This window comes from Pseudolysobacter antarcticus (assembly GCF_004168365.1).
GTDB lineage: Bacteria > Pseudomonadota > Gammaproteobacteria > Xanthomonadales > Rhodanobacteraceae > Pseudolysobacter > Pseudolysobacter antarcticus.
On sequence record NZ_CP035704.1, the window covers coordinates 1,566,051 to 1,585,378 of the forward strand.

Here is a 19,328-nt window from a genome sequence, read left to right on the forward strand (position 1 = left end):
AACTGCACCATGACCATCACACGTTCGGATGCCTTTGTTTTTTTTGGTGCGACCGGCGATCTGGCGTACAAGAAAATCTTCCCCGCGCTGCAGGCAATGATTCTTGCCGGTGAACTCGACATGCCGATCATCGCGGTCGCGCGCGCCGGTTGGACGCTCGAGCAAATGCGCGAACGCGCACGCGACAGCCTTGAAAAACATGGCGGCGTGGATGCCGCGGCATTCGCCAAATTCTCCGCACAATTGAAATATGTCGATGGCGATTACAACGATGCCGCTACGTTTGCGAGCCTGAAAGAAGCGCTAGGCGCAGCGCGACGCCCGCTTCACTATATGGCGATTCCACCGAGCATGTTCGCCACCGTCGTGCAGCGGTTGTCGGAGTCGGGTTGTGCGACCGATGCGCGCATCATCGTCGAGAAACCGTTCGGTCGCGATCTCGCTTCGGCGCAGGCGTTGAACAAGACCTTGCACGATATTTTCCCCGAATCGGCGATCTTCCGCATCGATCATTATCTCGGCAAGGAAGCAGTGCAGAACCTGCTGTATTTCCGTTTCGCCAACACCTTGCTCGATCCGGTGTGGAATCGCACCTATGTCGATAGCGTGCAGATCACGATGGCCGAGGATTTCGGCGTGCAGGGCCGCGGCAGTTTCTATGAGGAAGCCGGCGCGTTACGCGACGTCGTGCAAAATCATTTGTTGCAGGTGATTGCGTTGCTCGCAATGGAAGCGCCGAGCGGCCACGATCCGATCTCGATGCACGCCGAAAAATTACGACTGTTCCGCGCGATGCGTCCGCTCGATCCGAAAGACGTGGTGCGTGGTCAGTTTCGCGGTTATCGAGAGGAGAACGGCGTCGCGCCGGATTCGCAAGTCGAAACTTTCGCCGCATTGAAATTGCACATCGATACTTGGCGCTGGGCCGGCGTGCCGTTTTATATCCGCGCCGGCAAATGCCTGCCGCTGACCACCACCGAAGTCATCGTCGATCTGAAATGCCCGCCGCTGGCGGTGTTTGATGAAATCACCGCCAAGCAGTCGAATTATTTCCGCTTTCGCCTGAGCCCCGAAGTCGTGATATCGGCTGGCGTGCGCGTCAAGAAAAGCGGTGAGGCAATGCACGGCGAACCGGTCGAACTCGTCGCGCGTCATCAATCGCCACACGAAGAATTGCCGTACGAACGACTGCTCGCCGATGCACTACGCGGTGATGCGACTTTGTATACCAGCGACGAATGTGTCGAAGCCGCATGGACCGTGATCGATCCGATCCTCGGCAACGCCGAGCCGATTCACGAATACGAACCGGGTGGCTGGGGGCCGGCGGCAGCGCTGGATATCGTGAGCGGCGACGAAGGCTGGCATGATCCCGCGCTTGAGGAAACCGCGCCGTGTTGAGCCCGCCAGCGCTGCAGTTTCTGCTCGATGTCGACAACACCTTGCTCGACAATGATCGTTTCGCCAGCGATCTCGGCGCGTTTCTCGATCAGACGTTTGGCGAGGCGGAACGCGCGCGCTATTGGGCGATCTACGCCGAGTTGCGCGACATGCTCGGTTACGCGGATTACCTCGGTGCATTGCAGCGTTTTCGGATCGACAGCGATAACCAGCCGGGCTTGCTGCAGGTATCGGCATTCCTGCTCGACTATCCGTTTGGCGAACGCTTGTATCCGCGCGCGCTGGCCGCGATCGAACATCTGCGCCGCCTCGGTGGCGTGGCAATCCTTTCCGACGGCGACATGGTTTTCCAGCCGCGCAAGATTCAGCGCTCCGGTGTGTGGCAGGCGGTCGATGGCCATGTACTGGTTTATCTGCACAAGGAAAAAACCCTCGATGCGATGCAACGCGCTTTGCCCGCGCAACATTACGTGATGATCGACGACAAACCGCAAATACTCGCGGCGATGAAACGCGTCCTGGGCGAACGATTGACCACGTTGTTCGTGCGCCAAGGGCATTACGCGCGCGATGCGCAGATGGACACGATTCATCCTGCGCCAGATCTGATAATCGATACGATCGGCGAGGTCGGTGAGCTGACCTTGCCGGATTTCAAAATCCCGACCGAGACGCGCAGCGCGCTCGCGCACGCCGACTGAAATCACTCATGCCCCACGCTGCAAACCATCAGGAATAGTCATGTTCGACGAGCTTGATCAGCAATGCATCAACACCATTCGTTTTCTTTCCGTCGACATGGTGCAGAAGGCCAATAGCGGTCATCCAGGCATGCCGCTCGGCGCGGCGCCGATGGCGTATGTGTTGTGGAATCGCCACCTAAAATACAACTCGCGTAATCCGCAATGGGCCGATCGCGATCGTTTTGTGCTTTCGGCGGGACATGGCTCGGCGTTGCTCTACAGCCTGCTGCACCTGACCGGCTACGATCTTTCGCTCGACGACATCAAGCAGTTTCGCCAGTGGGGCAGCAAGGCGCCCGGTCACCCCGAGCGTGGCCATACCGCCGGTGTCGAAGTCACTACCGGGCCGCTCGGTCAGGGTTTTGCCAACGCGGTTGGTTTGGCCATCGGCGAGGCGCAACTCGCGGCGCGCTACAACCGTCCCGGGCATACGATCGTCGATCACCACACCTTCGCGATCGTCAGCGATGGCGATCTCATGGAAGGTATTGCATCCGAGGCCGCGTCACTTGCCGGCCATCTCAAACTCGGCAAACTTATTTGCCTGTACGACGACAATTACGTCACGCTCGCCGGTGGCACCGACATCACGTTTTCGGAGAATCGCGCGCAACGTTTTGCCGCATACGGCTGGCATACGGTGATGGTGGACGATGGCAACGATCTGGTCGCGATCAATGAGGCATTGCAGGCCGCACGTGCTGAATCCGGTCGCCCGTCGCTGATCCTCGTACGCACACATATCGGCTTCGGTTCGCCCGAGCAAGACAGCTTCAAGGCGCACGGTTCACCACTTGGTGCTGACAATGTGCGCCAGACCAAACAGAAGCTCGGTTGGCCGACTGAGCCGGATTTTCTGATACCCGATGCCGCGTCGAATCATCTGCGCGCAGCGGTCGAGCGCGGCGAAAAAAACGAGGCATCGTGGAATAAAGGCATCGAAGCTTACGCCACGGCTTTCCCCGAACTGCATGAGGAATTGCAATATCGTTTGCGCGGCGAATTGCCGCCGGGTTGGGATGCGGATATACCGCTGTTCCCCGCTGATGCAAAAGGACTCGCCACGCGCGAGGCATCGGGCAAGATCATGAATGCGATCGCGCCGAAATTGCATGCGCTCAGCGGCGGTTCGGCCGATCTGGATCCCTCGACAAAAACCGCGCTGAAAGATCTCGGCGACTTCAATCCGCCAGCGGCAAAAAACGATGATCAGCAAGGCTCCGATGGCGGCGGCTGGAGTTATGCCGGACGCAACCTGCACTTCGGCGTGCGCGAACATGCGATGGGGGCGATCGTCAACGGTCTCGCCGCGCATGGCGGATTTATTCCGTACGGCGCCACCTTCCTTATTTTCTCAGATTACATGCGCCCGCCGTTGCGCCTCGCCGCGCTGATGGGCTTGCATGTGGTGCATGTTTTCACGCACGACAGTCTTGCGCTCGGCGAGGATGGACCAACGCATCAACCGGTCGAACAGCTCGCGAGCCTGCGTGCGATTCCGAACCTGATCGTGATCCGTCCCGCCGATGCCAATGAAACCGCGGTGGCGTGGCGGGTCGCGTTGGAAACACGCGCGCAGCCGGTGTTGCTGGTGCTGACGCGACAGGAATTGCCGACGCTGGATCGCGCCCGTTACGCGAGTGCGGATGGCTTGCGCCGCGGCGCGTACGTACTCAGCGATGCCCCGAACGGCATGCCTGATCTCATCCTGATCGCGAGCGGCTCCGAGGTCGGACTGATCGTCGCTGCGGCCGAACGTCTGCAAAAAGACGGTCACGCCGTGCGCTGTGTTTCGATGCCGAGCTGGGAGCTGTTCGATGCCTTGCCGCCAGCCGAACGCAACGCGATTTTGCCGCCGACTATCACTGCGCGCTTGGCGGTTGAACTCGGTATCGCGCAGGGCTGGCACCGTTATGTCGGCGATCGCGGCGCGGTAATCAGCATCGAAAAATTCGGTGCTTCGGCGCCAGCGGAAATCTTGCTGCGCGAATATGGATTTACCGTCGACAAGGTGTGCGAACGTGCGCGCGATTTGCTGAAATAATATCGCGCGCCGAGAGCGTCCGCTTGGCGCAGAATTATTCTTTCTTGATTTCGTGACCGCCGAATTCATTGCGCATCGCCGACAACAATTTGTCGGTGAACGATTCGCTGTCGCGTGAGCGCAAACGTTCGATCAGCGATTGCGTGATGATCGGTGCGGGTACGTTGAGGTCGATCGCTTCGGCGACAGTCCAGCGGCCTTCGCCGGAATCGACCACATACGGCGCGATGCCGGCCATGCTCGGATTCTTGCCGAGCGCATCCGCAGTCAGATCCAGCAACCACGAACGCACCACGCTGCCGGTGCGCCAGATTTCGGCGACTTGGTGCAGGTCGAGTCCGAATTCTTTTTTGTGCTGCAAAATCGAGAAGCCTTCGGCGTAGGCTTGCATCATTCCGTATTCGACGCCGTTGTGGATCATCTTGGTGAAGTGTCCCGCGCCGACCGGGCCAACGCGACCCCAGCCTTTGTCTTTCGCCGGCGCAAGTGTTTCGAAAATGGGACGCAGCTGTTCGACGGTATTTTCATCACCGCCAACCATCATGCTGTAACCCTCGGCCAGGCCCCACACGCCACCGCTGGTGCCGCAATCGACGTAGCCGATTTTTTTCTCAGCGGCAGTGCCGGCACGGCGTAGCGTATCTTTGTAATTGGAATTTCCGCCGTCGATCACGATGTCGCCCGCAGCCAGCAACGGCAACAAATTAGTCAACGTGCTATCGGTGATTTCACCAGCCGGCACCATCATCCAGACGATCCGCGGAGCTGATAATTTCGCGACCAGCGCTGCTAGTGAATCCGCCGATTCCGCACCCTTGTCTTCCAGACTTTTACGCGCCTCGGGTTTCGGATCGAAACCCACGAGTTGATGCCCGCCTTGCATCAGGCGTTGCGCCATGTTGGCGCCCATGCGACCCAAACCGATCATGCCGAGTTTCATACGTATCCTTGAAAAAAGATGAGATTGTCGAGCTACAAATTGCGATTGAAAAACAGGGTGCCAGCGACGCGGCCAAGCTCGCGTGAGCCAATTCGATCGGTGGAATGATTGCGATCATCAGCGCGCCAGCCAGCGCCGCAACCGTGATTGAATTCGTGAAGTCATGCGCGTGCGGTTGTAGGCATCGGCGGCCTTGCGGATCGCCTCGCCCTGGGTTGGATACGCGTGGATGACTTTGCCGAGCGTGCGTAGTCCCATGCCCGCGACCATCGCCAACGTCACTTCATTGATCATGTCGCCGGCGTGATGGGCGACGATCGTGGCGCCGAGAATTTTATCGCTGCCTTCCCTGACGTGGACTTTCACGAAGCCGCCGTCTTCGCCATCGGTCACCGCGCGATCGACTTCATGCATCGGCACGGTAAACGTCTTCACCGGAATATCCAGCCGGTTTGCCTCGCGCACATACAAACCGACGTGCGCGATTTCAGGATCGGTATAAGTACACCACGGAATCACCAGCGCGCTGAGCCGTTCGCGTCCGTTGAACAGCGCGTTCTGCACCACGATGCGTGCCGAGGCGGTCGCGGTATGCGTATATTTGTGTTCCAGACAGACGTCGCCCGCGGCGTACACATCCGGATTGCCGGTACACAGAAAATCATCGACGAGTACGCCTCGTTTGGTATCGTATTCGATGCCGGCGGCTTCCAGATTCAGACCCGCGACATTCGGCGCGCGGCCGATGCCGGTGAGGATCGCATCTACCACGACGGTATTCTTGTAGTCGTCGCTGACCAGATCGACATGCTTCTCGCCATTTTCGCTGCGCACCGCAACGGCGGTGGTATTCAGGCGCACTTCAATGCCGTCACGGGCAAAGGCGTCGGACAGGATCTGTGCCGCGTCGCGCTCTTCGTTGTCGAGGAACAACGGCATTTTCTGCACGATCGTGGTGCGCGCACCAAGGCGACAAAATGCCTGCGCGAGTTCGCAGCCGAGTGGGCCGCCGCCGATTACGAGCAATCGGCGCGGCAGTTCGGTGAGATCGAAAACCGTTTCGTTGGTCAGATAACCGGCTTCGCATAATCCCGCAATCGTTGGCACTTGTGGGCGTGCGCCGGTCGCGATCAACGCCTTTTTGAATCGCAGTATTTCGCCGCCGACTGTCACGGAATTCGTGCCGGAAAAACTGGCGTCGCCGAAAAAAACATCGACACCGGAATCGCGCAGTCGCTCAGCCGAATCGTTGCTGCTGAGGTGCGTGCGGATACGCCGCACGCGCTGCATTACCGCGGCAAAATCGACATCGATATTTTCTGGGATCTGCGCACCGAAGTGCGTCGCTTCATGCATTTGTGCATACAGTCGTGAGGTGCGAATTATGGTTTTCGATGGCACGCCGCCGCTGTTCAAACAGACGCCGCCGAGCAGTTGGCGTTCGATCAGCGCTACTTTGGCGCCCAATGCCGCCGCCGTTTCCGCGGCGACCAGGCCGGCCGAACCCGCGCCGATAATCACGAGCTGATAGCAGTCGGCCGGCTGGGGATTTTGCCAGCGCGGCGGATGCAGATTGGCGAGGCGCTCGCTTTCGTAATCGGTCATGATCGAATCGACTTGCGACATCAGCGTGAGTCCTTCACGGTCAAGGATTGCAACCACCCGCCGCGAAACCCGGCACGTAACAAACCGTCGCTGATGTAGTTGCAGTCGCGCATGAGCTGCCAGATTTTTGCGCTGCGATAGTTTTCCAGCATCATGCAGATGATGCCTTGGTCGAGGCCGTAATGACCGGCCGAAATCCATGCGCGACCGTTGGCATCGGACAGCGATGGATTGAAGCCAGCAGTGAGTCGACCTTCGGTCTCGATCTCGGGATAACGTTGCAACATGTGGCGCAATGTGGGCAGGGCGATTTCGGCGGCGAAAGGCACCGATGCAAGCACTGATGATGGCGACAACGTGCCATCGTCCGGCCCGTACGGAACACCGCGCGCGGCGTAACCGAACAAACGTCGTGGCTCGTTGAAGACATCGAATTGTTCGTCGCTCGGTCCGTCGCACGCCGACAAACCCCAGCAGGTTTCATCGTAGCCGGCAAAGTCATGTGGATTGCGTTGCGCATAACGTCGCTGGATGTACGTTGCGCGCATGGTGTTTTCGAAATAGTCCGAATTTTTTTCGCGCATGAAGCTGTCGCGAATTTCGCGAAGATCGATCCACGCATGCGAAAAATGGTGGACGAATAGCGGGCCGGCATACAAATAATCATGGCCGTAAAGGTTTTCCCACTGGTAGGTCGCGGTCCAAGCCTTGTAGCAGTCAGCAGCGATCGGATGGGTTGGCGATCCGAGCGCGAGCACATACAAAAGGATCGCCTCGCTGTAGCCTTCCCAACCGTAATGCAGAAATCCACACTCGGGTTTCCAGCCTTGCCGGATCGTGTCGCCGCCGTCCTGCGCCCAGCGCCAGTCGATACGCCGATACAGAAAATCGGCGAGCTCACGCAGCTCGATTTCGTCCGCCGAATCCGCGTTGAAATACATGCCCGCGGTAAGCGCGCCGGCAATCAGCAGCGCGGTGTCGATCATCGACAACTCCGAGCTCCAGACGCGCTTGCCGCTGTGGAAGTCGAGAAAATGATAATAGAAACCCATGAATCCGGTTGCGGTCGCAGCGCCGCTTTGATCGCTGTCGTGAAAAAAACGCAGCGCGGCGAGACTGCTGTGCAGCGCATCATCGCGCGAGATCCAGCCGCGTTCGATCGCTGCCGGATACGTCGACAAGGCGAAGCCGACCACGGCGATACTTACCGGCGAATTTTCGCGCGAGGTATCGGCCACCAGGCCATTCAGTGGATTGGTTTGCCGGCGAAAATAATCGAACGCCGCGCGCTGCAATTGATCGAGCAGGGCATCGTCATCAAGCGAGTCAACGATCATCAAGTCAAATCCGGGAGCAGAAAATTCGCAGCGGGATTTTCTGCGAGAAACAAGTTGATTAGATACACAAGCATCGGTTACCGCCATGTCAATTTGCGAACCTGCAGAGTTATGCGCGTGCCTTGGCAACATCGATGTGGTTCGCTGCATACGCGTTGTATCAGGCGATGCGTTCGAATGAAAAAAACTTCATGAGGGGATGCGATTTTCGAGTGATACGCGCGCGCAGGATTTCAGCCCCGATCGCGCTGAACGCGATGCCGTTGCCGCCATATGCCATCGCAAAATGCACTCGCGGGCCGTGTTGTGGATGCGGTCCGAAAAACGGCAGGCCATCCGCCGTTTCGGCAAACGTTCCGGCCCAGGTATAGCCTTTTTCCAGCGCAAGATGCGGCAGCAGCTTTTTCATCTTTTGCATGAGGGTTGCGGATTTCTTCGGCACCGCGGCATCGCGTTTTTCCGGTTGGTCAGTGCGATCGTCTTCGCCACCGACAAGAATGCGTCCGTCGACGGTACTGCGCAGATACAAATACGGCCGCGCCGATTCCCACATCAGGGTGTCGCGCAATACCCCCAAACCGCCGCTCACCGGTTCGGTCACGAGCGCATAACTGCTGTGGTTCGTTGCCACGCGCTGGTGCAAATACTGTTGCGATTCATAGCCGCTGGCGATGATCAGATGTTTGCAACGCACAATTGCATCGTGATCTGCGCGCACCAGCACGTGCGGCGATTTCGTTTGCCAATCCAGCATCGCGCTGCGATCAAAAATGCGCACGCCGCGTTGCTGCAACCTGCGGAAAATCGCGTAGGTGAGTCTATACGGATCGACTTGGGCGGCGGTGGCGGTGAGCAAGGCCATCGGCGCATCGATGGCAAAACGCGCAGCGAGATTATCGTGTTCAAGTGTCTCGATGGCAAAGCCGTGGCGTCGGCGAAGCTCAGCTTCGTTACGCAGTCGGTCGGCGTGACTGGCACTGCTCGCGTAATACAGGCTCTGCATTTTCCGAAAACCGACACGACCATTTTCGGCGGCAATTCCAGCCAGTGCATGTATCGCTTTCTCGCAAGCGCGATACGCGAGAACGGCGTGATTTTCGCCGAACATTTTTGCCAGCGCGAGCATCTCGGTGTCGATTTCATATTGCAACAACGCCGTGCTGGCCGACGTGCTGCCCCAGCCGACATCGCGTTTGTCGAGCACCACGACATCAAGGCCGGCATCGGCCAATGCGAGCGCGATCAGCGCACCGGTGATGCCCGCACCGACGATCACGACATCGCAATCGAGATCGCTTTTTAATGGCGGGAACGCCGAAGGCAAGCCGTTGCTGACGGTCCAGAACGGATATCCACTTTTCAGATCCATATGATTGATTTTTATGCGGCGCGTTGTGGCCGCAGCATCCTGAGGCACGGAGCATGCCAATTCGACCATCGTAATTGGCGTGTCGTGACATCGACACAACCCGCCGAGCGGAAACGGGCGGTATCACCTCATTCGATTTTCCGCGGGATCAGTCGTATTTCATTTTGCATTGCACGCCGCAAGACGCGTGGCGAAATGCAATCCGCAAGTTGCTGTGAGCTTGTCCGCTAGCCGCTGCAAGTGAGCGAAAATATGGGTTTCAGCGTGCTTCAACAATTGGCACGCGGCTTGCCAATGCACCTTGTACCTGAAACTTTTCGTCGCGCCGAATTCTGCGTGCGTTTCGATATTCATCACAGAGGTGTTAGCCATGGCGGCCAAGAAAGAGTTCATCAGCGACATCAAGTTGATTCGCAAGCGTGCGCGCGAACATATGCTGGAAGGCGCTGTGACGCAGGGTTATTCGGCTGACCGAAAAGCCGTGCTCAAGGTTTTGAATGAAGCGCTCGCGACCGAGATAGTTTGCGTGCTGCGCTACAAGCGGCATTACTACATGGCGTCTGGTATCCATGCGAAAAGTGTGGCTGCGGAATTTCTTGAACACGCGAATGAGGAACAAGGTCACGCCGATCTGATCGCCACTCGCATCGTGCAACTCGGTGGTGCGCCGGATCTGTCGCCGAACGGTTTGCTCGCGCGCAGTCACTCCGAATATGTGGAAGGCGACGACATCGTCGAGATGCTCGAAGAAGATCTCGTGGCCGAGCGCATCGCGATCGATACCTATCGAGAAATCATTCAGTACCTCGGCAACGACGATCCGACCACGCGACGCATGATGGAAGGCATTCTCGCGTCGGAAGAAGAGCATGCCGAAGACCTGAGTTCGCTGCTCGAAGAGCTCGGCAAGAAGGGCGAGCCGGCGAAAAAGCCGCTCAAGAAATCATCGGCACACTAAGGGATTTTCTGTATGTCAGCTTATGAACATATGGCGGTAAGACTCGGCCAGCGATCGGATCGCTGGTCGTCGCTGAGCACGCATACGACGCAAAGCAGTCGCGATCGTCTGGTGCATTTGTCGCGTCTTTCGGTCGCGCCCTCGCGCGCGCATGAAGTCGACAAAGGCAAGGCAAAACACCCATCAGCTGCGACATCAATCGCTGCCAGCGTGAATCCATACGGCGGCACAAATTCAAACCCAACTACCCACCAAGAAAGGACTACGCGTATGTCGGAATATAAAACCTCAACGGAATATGCGCTCAGCGAAGACGACAGGACCTCGGTCGTGAATGCGACTGCATCGGGTGTTTCCTGGGCGGCGATTTTCGTCGGCGCAGCGGCGGCTGCAGCGTTGTCGCTGCTGCTTTTGATTCTCGGTTTCGGCCTGAGTTTATCGGCAGTGTCGCCCTGGTCCAACACCGGCGCAAGCGCCACGACGATGGGCGTGTCCACTATAGTTTGGCTCGCATTCACGCAGATTGCGGCATCTGCCATCGGTGGTTATCTGGCCGGACGCTTGCGTGTGAAGTGGGTGCGCTTGCACACCGACGAAGTGTATTTTCGCGATACTGCGCACGGTTTCATGGCATGGGCAGTTGCGTCGCTCGGAACCGCCGCATTGCTGGGATCTGCGGTCACCGGCATCCTGAGCAGCGGATTGCATGCGGGCGCCACGCTCGCTGGCGGAGCAGTCGCAAGTACCGCCACCGTCGCCACCGCAGCAGCGAATAGTGATGCCGCAGCGGATGGTCGTCTCGGCTACTACATCGATTCGCTGTTCCGTAAAGATGCCGCGCATTCGGGTACGCCAACCAATCCGGCAACACGTGCTGAAGCGGTGAAGATCTTTGCCAACGATATCCGCGTCGGCACGTTGCCCGATGAAGACAAGCAATATCTCGGCAGCGTGATTGCGCAGGAAACCGGCGTGGCGCAAAGCGATGGCGAGAAACGTGCGAGCGACAAATTTGCGCAAGTGCAGAAAGCGATCGGCGATGCGGAAAATTCTGCAAAGCAGGCTGCGGATACTGCGCGCAAGGCCGCCGCGCATTCATCGCTGTGGATGTTTGTGGCGCTTCTGCTCGGTGCGTTTTTTGCGAGCCTTGCGGCAACGTTTGGCGGTCGTCAACGCGACAGCCGCGCTTGATTCATATTCGGTAGTTGATCTATCTGTTACCTGACCATGAGGAGAAATTTATGCGATCCATTTTGCTTTTGTTCTTGGGCGTGCCGATTCCGATCATCATCCTGATCGCGCTTTTCGTGCGCTGATTTGATAATAAAAACGGCCCCTCGATGGGGCCGTTTTTACGCCTGATGAATCAACTCCGTTTGTGATGCTGCGGCTGTTCGTCTGCGTGGCACGAATTTCCGCCTGTTCCCGTTTGATTTCCTATCGCCATGGCACAAAAAACTGAAGCGAATTTGGCAGACAAGCGCACGCTGGCCCAGGCCAGTGAGGTGGGCTTGCGCTATACCAGCGATATCGAGCCGGGTTTGCGCCGTCGTCGTCATGGCGAGCATTTTCGTTACTTCGACCGCAACGGCGCCGCGATCAAGGATCAGGCGGTGCTCGCAAGGATTGCGCATCTCGCCATTCCACCGGCATATACCGACGTCTGGATTTGCGAATCCGAACGCGGCCATTTGCAGGCAACCGGACGCGACGCGCGCGGGCGCAAGCAATATCGTTATCACGCGCGCTGGCGCAACGTGCGCGACCGCGACAAATTTGCGCGCGTGGTGGAATTTGCCGAGCGTCTGCCCAAACTTCGGCGACGCCTGCAGCGTGATTTGAAAGCGGTTGGCCTGGGCCGCGACAAGGTGCTCGCGGTGGTCGTCAGTGTGATGGCGCAAACGCTCATTCGCATCGGCAACGCGGCGTACGAAGCCAGCAATAATTCCTATGGCTTGACCACTTTGCACAAGCGTCATATCGCGTTCGCTGGTAACGGTCGCGCGATATTCCGCTTTCGCGGCAAGGGCGGTTTGTTCCATGAGATCGCGCTCGACGATGCGCGTCTCACACGCCTGTTGCGGCGCTGTCGGCAATTGCCCGGTCAGTCTTTATTCCAGTACACCGACGACGCCGGCGCGCGGCAGCATGTCGATTCCGGCATGGTCAACGATTACCTGCGCGAGGCGATGGGAGAAGAGTTCACCGCGAAGGATTTTCGCACCTGGGGCGGCACGCGCGCGGCGATCGTGGCGCTGGCAAAAATACCCTTGCCAGATACCGTTTCAGCGCGAACGTCGAGCTTGGCTGATGCGGTAAAAACTGTCGCCGCGCATCTGCGCAATACACCGGCGGTTTGTCGCAGTTCGTATATTCACCCGCTCGTATTCGAGTCGTGGTCCGATGGCAGCCTGCATCGATTGATCGATGGCGGATTACCGAACGACGAGCGCAAGCAGGAGCTCGGCGCGTTGCGATTCCTGCGCCAGCGATTGCGCCAGCGTCGTGTGCGGTCCGGCTGAATCGGTTGGTGAATAAAGCTGCGGCGAGGCGCTAATCAGCTCACCGGGCGCGTCGGCAATTCGAAGATGAAATCCGATCCACCTTCCTCGCGTGGTTCGTATGCGAGGCTGCCATGCATCGCGTCGGCGAGTTGCTTGGCGATGGATAATCCGAGGCCGGTCGATGACTCGCCCGAGGTCGGTTTGGCGGTCAGGCGAACGTATCGCTGGAACAGCCGTGCGCGGTCGGATTCGTTGATACCAGGGCCACGATCGAGCACATGGATGCGCACAATGCCGGGGCTGCCGTGCTCCATCAATACCCGAACGCGACTACCGGGCGGCGCAAATTTCAGCGCGTTGCTGAGCAAATTTTCGATCACGTGTTCGCAGGCCAGCGGATCGGCAAACGCCTCGATCGATTCGGTCGGATCGAGCTCGACGCGAATGCCTTTTTCGAGGCCATACAGGTTGTAGCGCTCGACCACTTCAGCCAGGCGCTCATCCAGCGCAAACGGCTGGAAGGCATCCAGTGAAAGCGTATTGGCCGCCGCATTTCGATTCAGGAAATCGTCGATGAAGGCCAGGGTGTGATCGGTTGAATCGATCAACGATGCGAGCAGATCCTGAGTGCGCGGATTGGCTAGTTCGGGATCTTCAGCGAGCATCTGTACGCTGAAGCGGATCGAGGCCAGCGGACTTTTCAAATCGTGCGCAACCATTGCGGTCAAGTCATCACAATCGCGCACTTTATGCACGAGCTGATCGCGCGAAAATTTCAGTTCCAGATGGGTGCGTACGCGCTGCAGCAGTTCAAGCGAACGGATTGGCTTGATCAGGAAATCCACCGCACCGGCCTGGAAGCAGCGCACCAGATCTTCTTCCTCGGTGGTGCCGGTGACGAAGATGACGGGTATCGCCGCGAGCTCCGGATTTTCGCGAAAACGCCGGCACAGCGCGATGCCATCCATGCCTGGCATACGCAGGTCGAAAATCGCCAGATCCGGCTTGCGCGCCATGCAGCGTTCGAGTGCTTGCGCGCCGCTGGTCGCGGGCAATACATCGTAATTGTTTTCGATCAGCAAGGTGCCCATGTATTGCACGTTGCCGGGTTCGTCGTCTACCACCATTACCAATGGCGCGCGGCGCTGTTTGCCCGAAGGTACGGGCGTTTTTGTGCTGCGCATTTATGCACCTGATCCGAGTGAGTGGAATTGTTCGATAAGCGCTGGAAAACGACCCAGCTCACGTTCCATTGCGATGATGTCAAAGCGAGATACCGCGGTGTTCAAGCGTTCGCCGTAAGCGGTCAACTCCGCCACATCCACCTGCAGCGCAAGTTTCTTGATGCCTTCGAGGAAAACCAGCACATCGCGGTGCGACAGACTGTCGCTGGCCTGCTTCCACGCGTGCAGATGCAGCACCTGCAGACCGGCATTTAGATCGTCCAGTGCGGCCGCGGGGATGTCGTCATAACGCGGCGTATCCGCGCTGCTATTTTGGTCGAGCGGCTTGCTCGGAGATCTGCGCTCCAAAACCCGGGCGATTTCTGCCGCCAGCGCTTCGACCGAAATAGGCTTGCGCACATAACCGTCAAACTGGCGACGCAATTCCATTTCTTCCTCGCGCATGCTCGATGCGGTGACGGCGATCACCGGCGTATTGTTGAATTGCGGAAGATCGCGCAATTTTTTCAACGCGCCGCGACCATCCAGCCGCGGCATGCGCACGTCCATCAAAATCAAGGTAGGGCACTCAGCCAGCGCAAGCGTGATGGCGTGCTCGCCGTCGACCGCAAGCATGATTTTCTGCGTATACGCTTCGAGGATGTCGACGAGCAACTCACGGTTCAATTGAACGTCATCGACGATCAGGATTTTTTCGATGTTGAGCGAGCTCAGATGATCAAGCGGCAGATGTCGTTGCGGCGAAGGTTCCAGTGCCGCAATTACCTTGACGTTCGGCAGCGCCACACTGAACGTCGAACCTGCACCGAGTTTGCTTTGTACCTGCAACGTGCCTTGCATGACCTCGACCAGACGCTGGGTGATCGCGAGTCCGAGTCCGGTGCTCTCATGCATGTCGCTGTCGGGGCGGCTACCCTGATTGAACGGATCGAAGATCGATGCAACGTCGTCTTCGGCAATGCCACGCCCGCTATCGACGACATTGAAAATCAATCGCACCAGCGAAGTATCATCGCCCATCGTTTCACTGCGTGCTTCGAGTGTGACCTGGCCACGCTCGGTATATTTCACCGCGTTGCTGAGCAGGTTGACCAGAATCTGGCGCACGCGATTGCCGTCGATCGCGACAAAATCGGGCAAGGTACTTTCGATCTGGCTGTGCAGTTCAATGCCTTTGTCGCTCGCCATTTGCGAGAACATCGCGATCAGCGAATCGACCAGATCAGCCAGATTGATCGTATCGTGGGCGAGTTCGAGCTTGCCGGATTCGATCTTCGAGAGATCGAGCACATCGTTCACGAGCGCCAGCAGACCCTTGCTGCTGAGCACGATCGCATCGACGTAACTGCGTTCCTTGTCGCCGGTCACCCGCTGGGCAAGCAGGCGACTGAAACCGATAATTGCATTCATTGGCGTGCGAATTTCGTGGCTGATATTGGCGAGAAATTGGGTCTTGTTTCGATCGGCTTCCTCGACACGTTCTTTTTCAATGCGCATCAATTCGCTTTGCTGCTGCGATTGCAACCCGCGCCGCACGAACCACACACCGATCATTCCCGCCAGCATCGAAATAATACTGGCGCTGATGATCGCAATATTGGTGTAGCGCAATTGTCGCAGCAATTGTTGCTGCGCGAGTTCTGCGCGTGTGGCGTTGACCTGTTGCAACACCGCCAGCGATTGGCGAAAGTCATCCATCAACACCTTGCCTTGATCGCCTTTGACGATGGCGTACGCCGCCTCGGGTGATTGAGAGCGATAGGTGTCGATCGTCGCCGCCATTTCCTTGCGTTTTAGCCCCACTGCATGCTCGATTTCGCCGAGCAGGCGCATATCTTCGGGCATATCGTGCAAAGCGGATTCGATATCATCGAGACTGGTCTGCAGCCCTTTTTCGGCGCGCTGATAAGGTTCCAGATACGTTTCATTACCGGTTATCAGGAAACCGCGCTGCGCTGTCTCAGCATCGAGTACTAGTTTTTCCAGACCATCCAGCGCCTGGTTGATGTCGGTGGCTTTCACCCGCGCACTGAACAATCGATTGGATGATGTTGTGCTGGCAATCGAGATGATCGAGGAAACCAGCAGCACAAAAATGGCCAAGCTGAGCGACGCCAGCGCGACACGTCCAATGGGTTTTACGGATGCCTTTGGCATTGCCTTATCGCTGGTGAGCCAATGGGGGACACGCAGCTTAACCCAAATTCAAATAGCCAACTATATCGAGCCTCGCACTCGACATAAACAGATGTAAATGCCGGATATTTTCGAGTTTTGCCCATGAAAACAAACGAACGGGAGCGAAATTCAAGTCGCTCCCGTTTGTATCGTCTCAACGCGATAGCGGCGAATTAATTAACCGCCGCGATTCTTCGTAGCTGCCGCAGCACGCTTGGCCTGATCGAGATCGGCTTTGGCGTTTGACAAGGCGAGTTCGTAGGCAGTTTTCGCCTGCGTATTGCATGCATCTTTCGCGTCACCGGCGAGCCCGCCACAGCGTTGCTGTTCTATCTTATAGTCGCCTTCGGCCTTGGTCTTGACCACGTCGTATTGGGCATCGGCGGCATCACGCACATAACTTGCGCTGGCATTTGCGACATCCTTGCCGGCGCTGTTGGCAGCATCGGTTACATCGGCGCGTTTTTCGGCGATCTTGTCGCGTGCCTGTTCCTGCGTTTTCTGCAAATCGCGCGCGGCATCAGCCACTACCTTGGCTTGCTTGTCCTGCGCCTGACGCAAATTTTCCGCAGCCTTGGCGTTTGCGGCGGCGACATCCTGCTGGGTCTTTTCAGCCGACTGCGGACCGCAAGCGGAAAGGGCAAGGCACGCAGTCATCGCTGCGGCGAGCAAAGAGATATTGGTCATTTTCATTGGCGAGTTCTCCATGGTTATATTTAAGAATATTTTCTGATCGCTACTGCGCGAGTGTTAATCCGAAGCACACGCACAGGCGGAAGTGCGAGCCGATCGGTCTAGTCGACCATCGACATTTTCAGATTGCGCATCTGGTCGTGACACAGCCGTACTTTGGGCAGGTATTGCGCAATCACCTGCTTCACGCCGGAATCGTTGACGTCTTCGGATGCTTCCTGGAAAGCATGCAACAGGCGATCCTCGGATTGCTCAAGCTGAGCAACGTAGGTCACATCCTTCTCGTGCGACAGCTTGGCGCGCACATCGGTATAGAGCTCGCGAAAACTGCCGGCGAAAGTACGATCATTCGACGGCTGTTCGCCGCGAGCGCGTACATGTTGCGACAACGCGCTGATCAGCTGCACCTTGGCATCGGCAATCGCACGAAATACGGTTTTCAAGTGCGGGCTCTTCACTTGACCGATCGCATCGGAATAAAAATGTTCGCCGTCGCGCGTGATCTCGATGAGCTCATTCAATGTGGTGGCTGGCTTGGTCATGATGGTCTCCGGTTTGTTCTGGTGCGGACGATCTTCGATACAGCGTTACTGTCGAAAGAATCATTGCAGCCACGACACGCATTACGCGATGTCCTGACGCTTGTGGTGTATCAATCAAGTTCCGTACCAAAGTCGCTGATCGAGAAAATCACTTTAAAACAAGCGCTTGATCGACATCAGGTGAGGACGGCCGGTTGCAAGATGCATGAGCTGGCCGAATACAGCGGGCGCGCTGCATGGTCGATGCACCACGCAAAATTTCAATCTGCGCGTGTTCAGGGTTTCTTCAACAAAAAATCACGCCGTGCGCGTAAAGTTCGACATCTTTGAAAATCAGCGAGGCCTCATTCCATGACAAACGACACCACGCCGCGAGGCCGAATCCTGTTGGTGGACGACGACAAATCCATCTTGCGCACGTTTCGTTATTGTCTCGAAGACGCGGGCTACGCCGTGACGACCGCGCAGAACAGCGAGCAGGCGCGCGCGCAGACATACGCGGCGGTGTTCGATGCGTGTTTTCTGGATTTGAATCTCGGTGAGGAGTCCGGACTCGACCTGCTGCCGCAGTTGCGCGAGATCGCGCCGTGGATGCGCGTGGTGATGGCCACCGCGCAGTCTGATATCAGCACCGCGGTGAAGGCGATCCATGCCGGCGCGACCGATTATCTGGTCAAGCCGTGTTCGCCGGAGCAGCTGCGCTTGTGCGCCGACAAACAAGTGCAGACGCGACATCTCGAAATGCGCGTGCAGCAGCTCGAAGCCGATGCCGGCAGCACGTACAAGGGCGAGATGATCAGCGCCAATCCGGCAATGAGCGCGGTGGTGCAGATGGCCAAACAGGTGGCCGATACCGACGCAAGCATTTTGCTGCTCGGTGAATCGGGCACCGGCAAGGGCATGCTGGCGCGCGCGATCCATCATTGGAGCCATCGCGCCAAGGGCGGCTTCGTCACCATCAACTGCCCATCGCTGTCTTCCGAACTGATGGAAAGCGAAATGTTCGGTCACCAGAAAGGCGCGTTCACCGGCGCCTCCGAGCGCACCAGTGGACGCGTGAGTCAGGCTGACGGAGGCACCTTGTTCCTCGACGAAATCGGTGACTTTCCGCTGCCGTTGCAGCCGAAACTTTTGCGCTTCATCCAGGACAAGGAGTACGAACGTGTTGGTGATCCGGTGACGCGCGTTGCCGACGTGCGCATCATCGCCGCGACCAATCGCAATCTTGAAGAGATGGTCAAGGAAAAAACCTTTCGCGAAGATTTGTTTTACCGCCTGAACGTGATCACGATGGTGATCCCGCCGTTGCGTGAGCGCAGCGAAGATGTGCCCGCGCTAGCCGAAGCCGCGCTCGCGCGTTACGTCAAAGCCTATCGCCGACCAGCACGCGGATTCAGTGCCGATGCGATGCAGCAGCTGAAAAAATATCCGTGGCCGGGCAACGTACGCGAACTGCAAAACGTGATTGAGCGCGCCGCGATTATCTGCACCGATGCAGAAGTGCAAACCGCACATCTCGGTATCGTTGAAGTCGCGCGCGATCGCGGTGGCATTCGTCCGCGTGCGGGTGATGCGATCAGCATCGCCGATCTTGAACGCGCGCACATCACGGCGTTGGTCACGAGTGTTGAATCGCTCGACGACGCGGCTAAATTGCTCGGCATCGACTCGTCGACTTTGTACCGCAAACGCAAGCAATACGGCATCTGAAGCATGCCTGGCGCCTATCGATCAATGCACTCCCCGTGCAGGCGATCGTGACCGGAGAAAATCGTTTTCTCCGATCAAATCCTCGGCACAAACCTTGTGCCGCAGCCATTGCTGCGCTGC

General features: G+C 57.7%; 16 protein-coding genes. 8 read left to right on the forward strand and 8 right to left on the reverse strand.

The window, feature by feature from the left end:
• The first annotated feature begins 9 nt into the window (after positions 1 to 9).
• The 3 genes from zwf to tkt are packed head-to-tail and all read left to right on the forward strand — an operon-like array spanning position 10 to position 4,188.
• Entirely contained in the window at positions 10 to 1,401 is a 1,392-nt protein-coding gene (gene zwf, locus ELE36_RS06665; RefSeq protein ID WP_129832328.1) for a glucose-6-phosphate dehydrogenase, read from the forward strand.
• Positions 1,395 to 2,102 (forward strand): HAD family hydrolase, encoded by a 708-nt coding sequence (locus tag ELE36_RS06670; protein ID WP_129832329.1) that lies wholly within the window; start codon positions 1,395 to 1,397, stop codon positions 2,100 to 2,102. Before zwf ends, ELE36_RS06670 begins: the two co-directional genes overlap by 7 nt.
• 40 nt (positions 2,103 to 2,142) lie before the next feature.
• Positions 2,143 to 4,188: a transketolase gene (gene tkt / locus ELE36_RS06675; RefSeq protein WP_129832330.1), complete on the forward strand. Its 2,046-nt coding sequence runs from the start codon at positions 2,143 to 2,145 to the stop codon at positions 4,186 to 4,188.
• A gap of 34 nt (positions 4,189 to 4,222) precedes the next feature.
• Here the strand turns inward: tkt and gnd are convergent, their stop codons facing one another.
• The 4 genes from gnd to ELE36_RS06695 all read right to left on the reverse strand — a co-directional run bounded on the left by gnd (position 4,223) and on the right by ELE36_RS06695 (position 9,439).
• Positions 4,223 to 5,128: a phosphogluconate dehydrogenase (NAD(+)-dependent, decarboxylating) gene (gnd, locus tag ELE36_RS06680; RefSeq protein ID WP_129832331.1), complete on the reverse strand. Its 906-nt coding sequence runs from the start codon at positions 5,126 to 5,128 to the stop codon at positions 4,223 to 4,225.
• Positions 5,129 to 5,245: 117 nt separating this feature from the next.
• Positions 5,246 to 6,754 carry a mercuric reductase gene (locus ELE36_RS06685; protein ID WP_129832332.1) on the reverse strand — a complete coding sequence of 503 codons (1,509 nt, stop codon included), beginning with the start codon at positions 6,752 to 6,754 and terminating at the stop codon, positions 5,246 to 5,248.
• A complete protein-coding gene (locus tag ELE36_RS06690) occupies positions 6,754 to 8,070 on the reverse strand; it encodes a glucoamylase family protein (RefSeq protein WP_129832333.1) in 1,317 nt (438 codons plus the stop codon). Before ELE36_RS06690 ends, ELE36_RS06685 begins: the two co-directional genes overlap by 1 nt.
• Before the next feature lie 160 nt (positions 8,071 to 8,230).
• Positions 8,231 to 9,439 (reverse strand): NAD(P)/FAD-dependent oxidoreductase, encoded by a 1,209-nt coding sequence (locus ELE36_RS06695; RefSeq protein ID WP_129832334.1) that lies wholly within the window; start codon positions 9,437 to 9,439, stop codon positions 8,231 to 8,233.
• 370 nt (positions 9,440 to 9,809) lie between these two features.
• Here ELE36_RS06695 and ELE36_RS06700 point away from each other — a divergent pair, with 370 nt between their 5' ends.
• The 3 genes from ELE36_RS06700 to ELE36_RS06710 all read left to right on the forward strand — a co-directional run bounded on the left by ELE36_RS06700 (position 9,810) and on the right by ELE36_RS06710 (position 12,919).
• Positions 9,810 to 10,397: a ferritin-like domain-containing protein gene (locus ELE36_RS06700; protein WP_129832335.1), complete on the forward strand. Its 588-nt coding sequence runs from the start codon at positions 9,810 to 9,812 to the stop codon at positions 10,395 to 10,397.
• A gap of 270 nt (positions 10,398 to 10,667) precedes the next feature.
• The gene (locus ELE36_RS06705) at positions 10,668 to 11,588 is read left to right on the forward strand and encodes a hypothetical protein (protein ID WP_207215882.1); all 921 of its coding nucleotides are present in this window, start codon (positions 10,668 to 10,670) and stop codon (positions 11,586 to 11,588) included.
• A gap of 254 nt (positions 11,589 to 11,842) precedes the next feature.
• The gene (locus ELE36_RS06710) at positions 11,843 to 12,919 is read left to right on the forward strand and encodes a DNA topoisomerase IB (protein ID WP_129832336.1); all 1,077 of its coding nucleotides are present in this window, start codon (positions 11,843 to 11,845) and stop codon (positions 12,917 to 12,919) included.
• Between the two features lie 35 nt (positions 12,920 to 12,954).
• Here the strand turns inward: ELE36_RS06710 and ELE36_RS06715 are convergent, their stop codons facing one another.
• From ELE36_RS06715 to ELE36_RS06730, 4 genes are all read right to left on the reverse strand, one after another.
• Positions 12,955 to 14,085 (reverse strand): hybrid sensor histidine kinase/response regulator, encoded by a 1,131-nt coding sequence (locus ELE36_RS06715; protein WP_129832337.1) that lies wholly within the window; start codon positions 14,083 to 14,085, stop codon positions 12,955 to 12,957.
• Entirely contained in the window at positions 14,086 to 16,242 is a 2,157-nt protein-coding gene (locus ELE36_RS06720) for a CHASE3 domain-containing protein (protein WP_129832338.1), read from the reverse strand.
• Positions 16,243 to 16,440: 198 nt separating this feature from the next.
• Entirely contained in the window at positions 16,441 to 16,956 is a 516-nt protein-coding gene (locus tag ELE36_RS06725) for a hypothetical protein (RefSeq protein WP_129832339.1), read from the reverse strand.
• 101 nt (positions 16,957 to 17,057) lie between these two features.
• Positions 17,058 to 17,498: a PA2169 family four-helix-bundle protein gene (locus ELE36_RS06730; protein ID WP_129832340.1), complete on the reverse strand. Its 441-nt coding sequence runs from the start codon at positions 17,496 to 17,498 to the stop codon at positions 17,058 to 17,060.
• A 21-nt stretch (positions 17,499 to 17,519) separates the two neighbouring features.
• On the opposite strand from ELE36_RS06730, the gene ELE36_RS06735 reads away from it, so the two are divergent.
• Positions 17,520 to 17,828 (forward strand): hypothetical protein, encoded by a 309-nt coding sequence (locus tag ELE36_RS06735; RefSeq protein ID WP_129832341.1) that lies wholly within the window; start codon positions 17,520 to 17,522, stop codon positions 17,826 to 17,828.
• A gap of 21 nt (positions 17,829 to 17,849) precedes the next feature.
• Positions 17,850 to 19,208 (forward strand): sigma-54-dependent transcriptional regulator, encoded by a 1,359-nt coding sequence (locus ELE36_RS06740; RefSeq protein ID WP_129832342.1) that lies wholly within the window; start codon positions 17,850 to 17,852, stop codon positions 19,206 to 19,208.
• Positions 19,209 to 19,328: the final 120 nt, after the last annotated feature.

What these genes read in the sequence shown, in the direction of transcription:
- ELE36_RS06715 (WP_129832337.1), bottom strand. Translation starts at nt 14,085, where the DNA reads ATGCGCAGCACAAAAACGCCCGTACCTTCGGGCAAACAGCGCCGCGCG.
- ELE36_RS06690 (WP_129832333.1), bottom strand. Translation starts at nt 8,070, where the DNA reads ATGATCGTTGACTCGCTTGATGACGATGCCCTGCTCGATCAATTGCAG.
- gnd (WP_129832331.1), bottom strand. Translation starts at nt 5,128, where the DNA reads ATGAAACTCGGCATGATCGGTTTGGGTCGCATGGGCGCCAACATGGCG.
- ELE36_RS06730 (WP_129832340.1), bottom strand. Translation starts at nt 17,498, where the DNA reads ATGACCAAGCCAGCCACCACATTGAATGAGCTCATCGAGATCACGCGC.
- ELE36_RS06695 (WP_129832334.1), bottom strand. Translation starts at nt 9,439, where the DNA reads ATGGATCTGAAAAGTGGATATCCGTTCTGGACCGTCAGCAACGGCTTG.
- ELE36_RS06700 (WP_129832335.1), top strand. Translation starts at nt 9,810, where the DNA reads ATGGCGGCCAAGAAAGAGTTCATCAGCGACATCAAGTTGATTCGCAAG.
- ELE36_RS06685 (WP_129832332.1), bottom strand. Translation starts at nt 6,754, where the DNA reads ATGTCGCAAGTCGATTCGATCATGACCGATTACGAAAGCGAGCGCCTC.
- ELE36_RS06725 (WP_129832339.1), bottom strand. Translation starts at nt 16,956, where the DNA reads ATGAAAATGACCAATATCTCTTTGCTCGCCGCAGCGATGACTGCGTGC.
- ELE36_RS06740 (WP_129832342.1), top strand. Translation starts at nt 17,850, where the DNA reads ATGACAAACGACACCACGCCGCGAGGCCGAATCCTGTTGGTGGACGAC.
- ELE36_RS06710 (WP_129832336.1), top strand. Translation starts at nt 11,843, where the DNA reads ATGGCACAAAAAACTGAAGCGAATTTGGCAGACAAGCGCACGCTGGCC.
- zwf (WP_129832328.1), top strand. Translation starts at nt 10, where the DNA reads ATGACCATCACACGTTCGGATGCCTTTGTTTTTTTTGGTGCGACCGGC.
- tkt (WP_129832330.1), top strand. Translation starts at nt 2,143, where the DNA reads ATGTTCGACGAGCTTGATCAGCAATGCATCAACACCATTCGTTTTCTT.
- ELE36_RS06720 (WP_129832338.1), bottom strand. Translation starts at nt 16,242, where the DNA reads ATGCCAAAGGCATCCGTAAAACCCATTGGACGTGTCGCGCTGGCGTCG.
- ELE36_RS06705 (WP_207215882.1), top strand. Translation starts at nt 10,668, where the DNA reads ATGTCGGAATATAAAACCTCAACGGAATATGCGCTCAGCGAAGACGAC.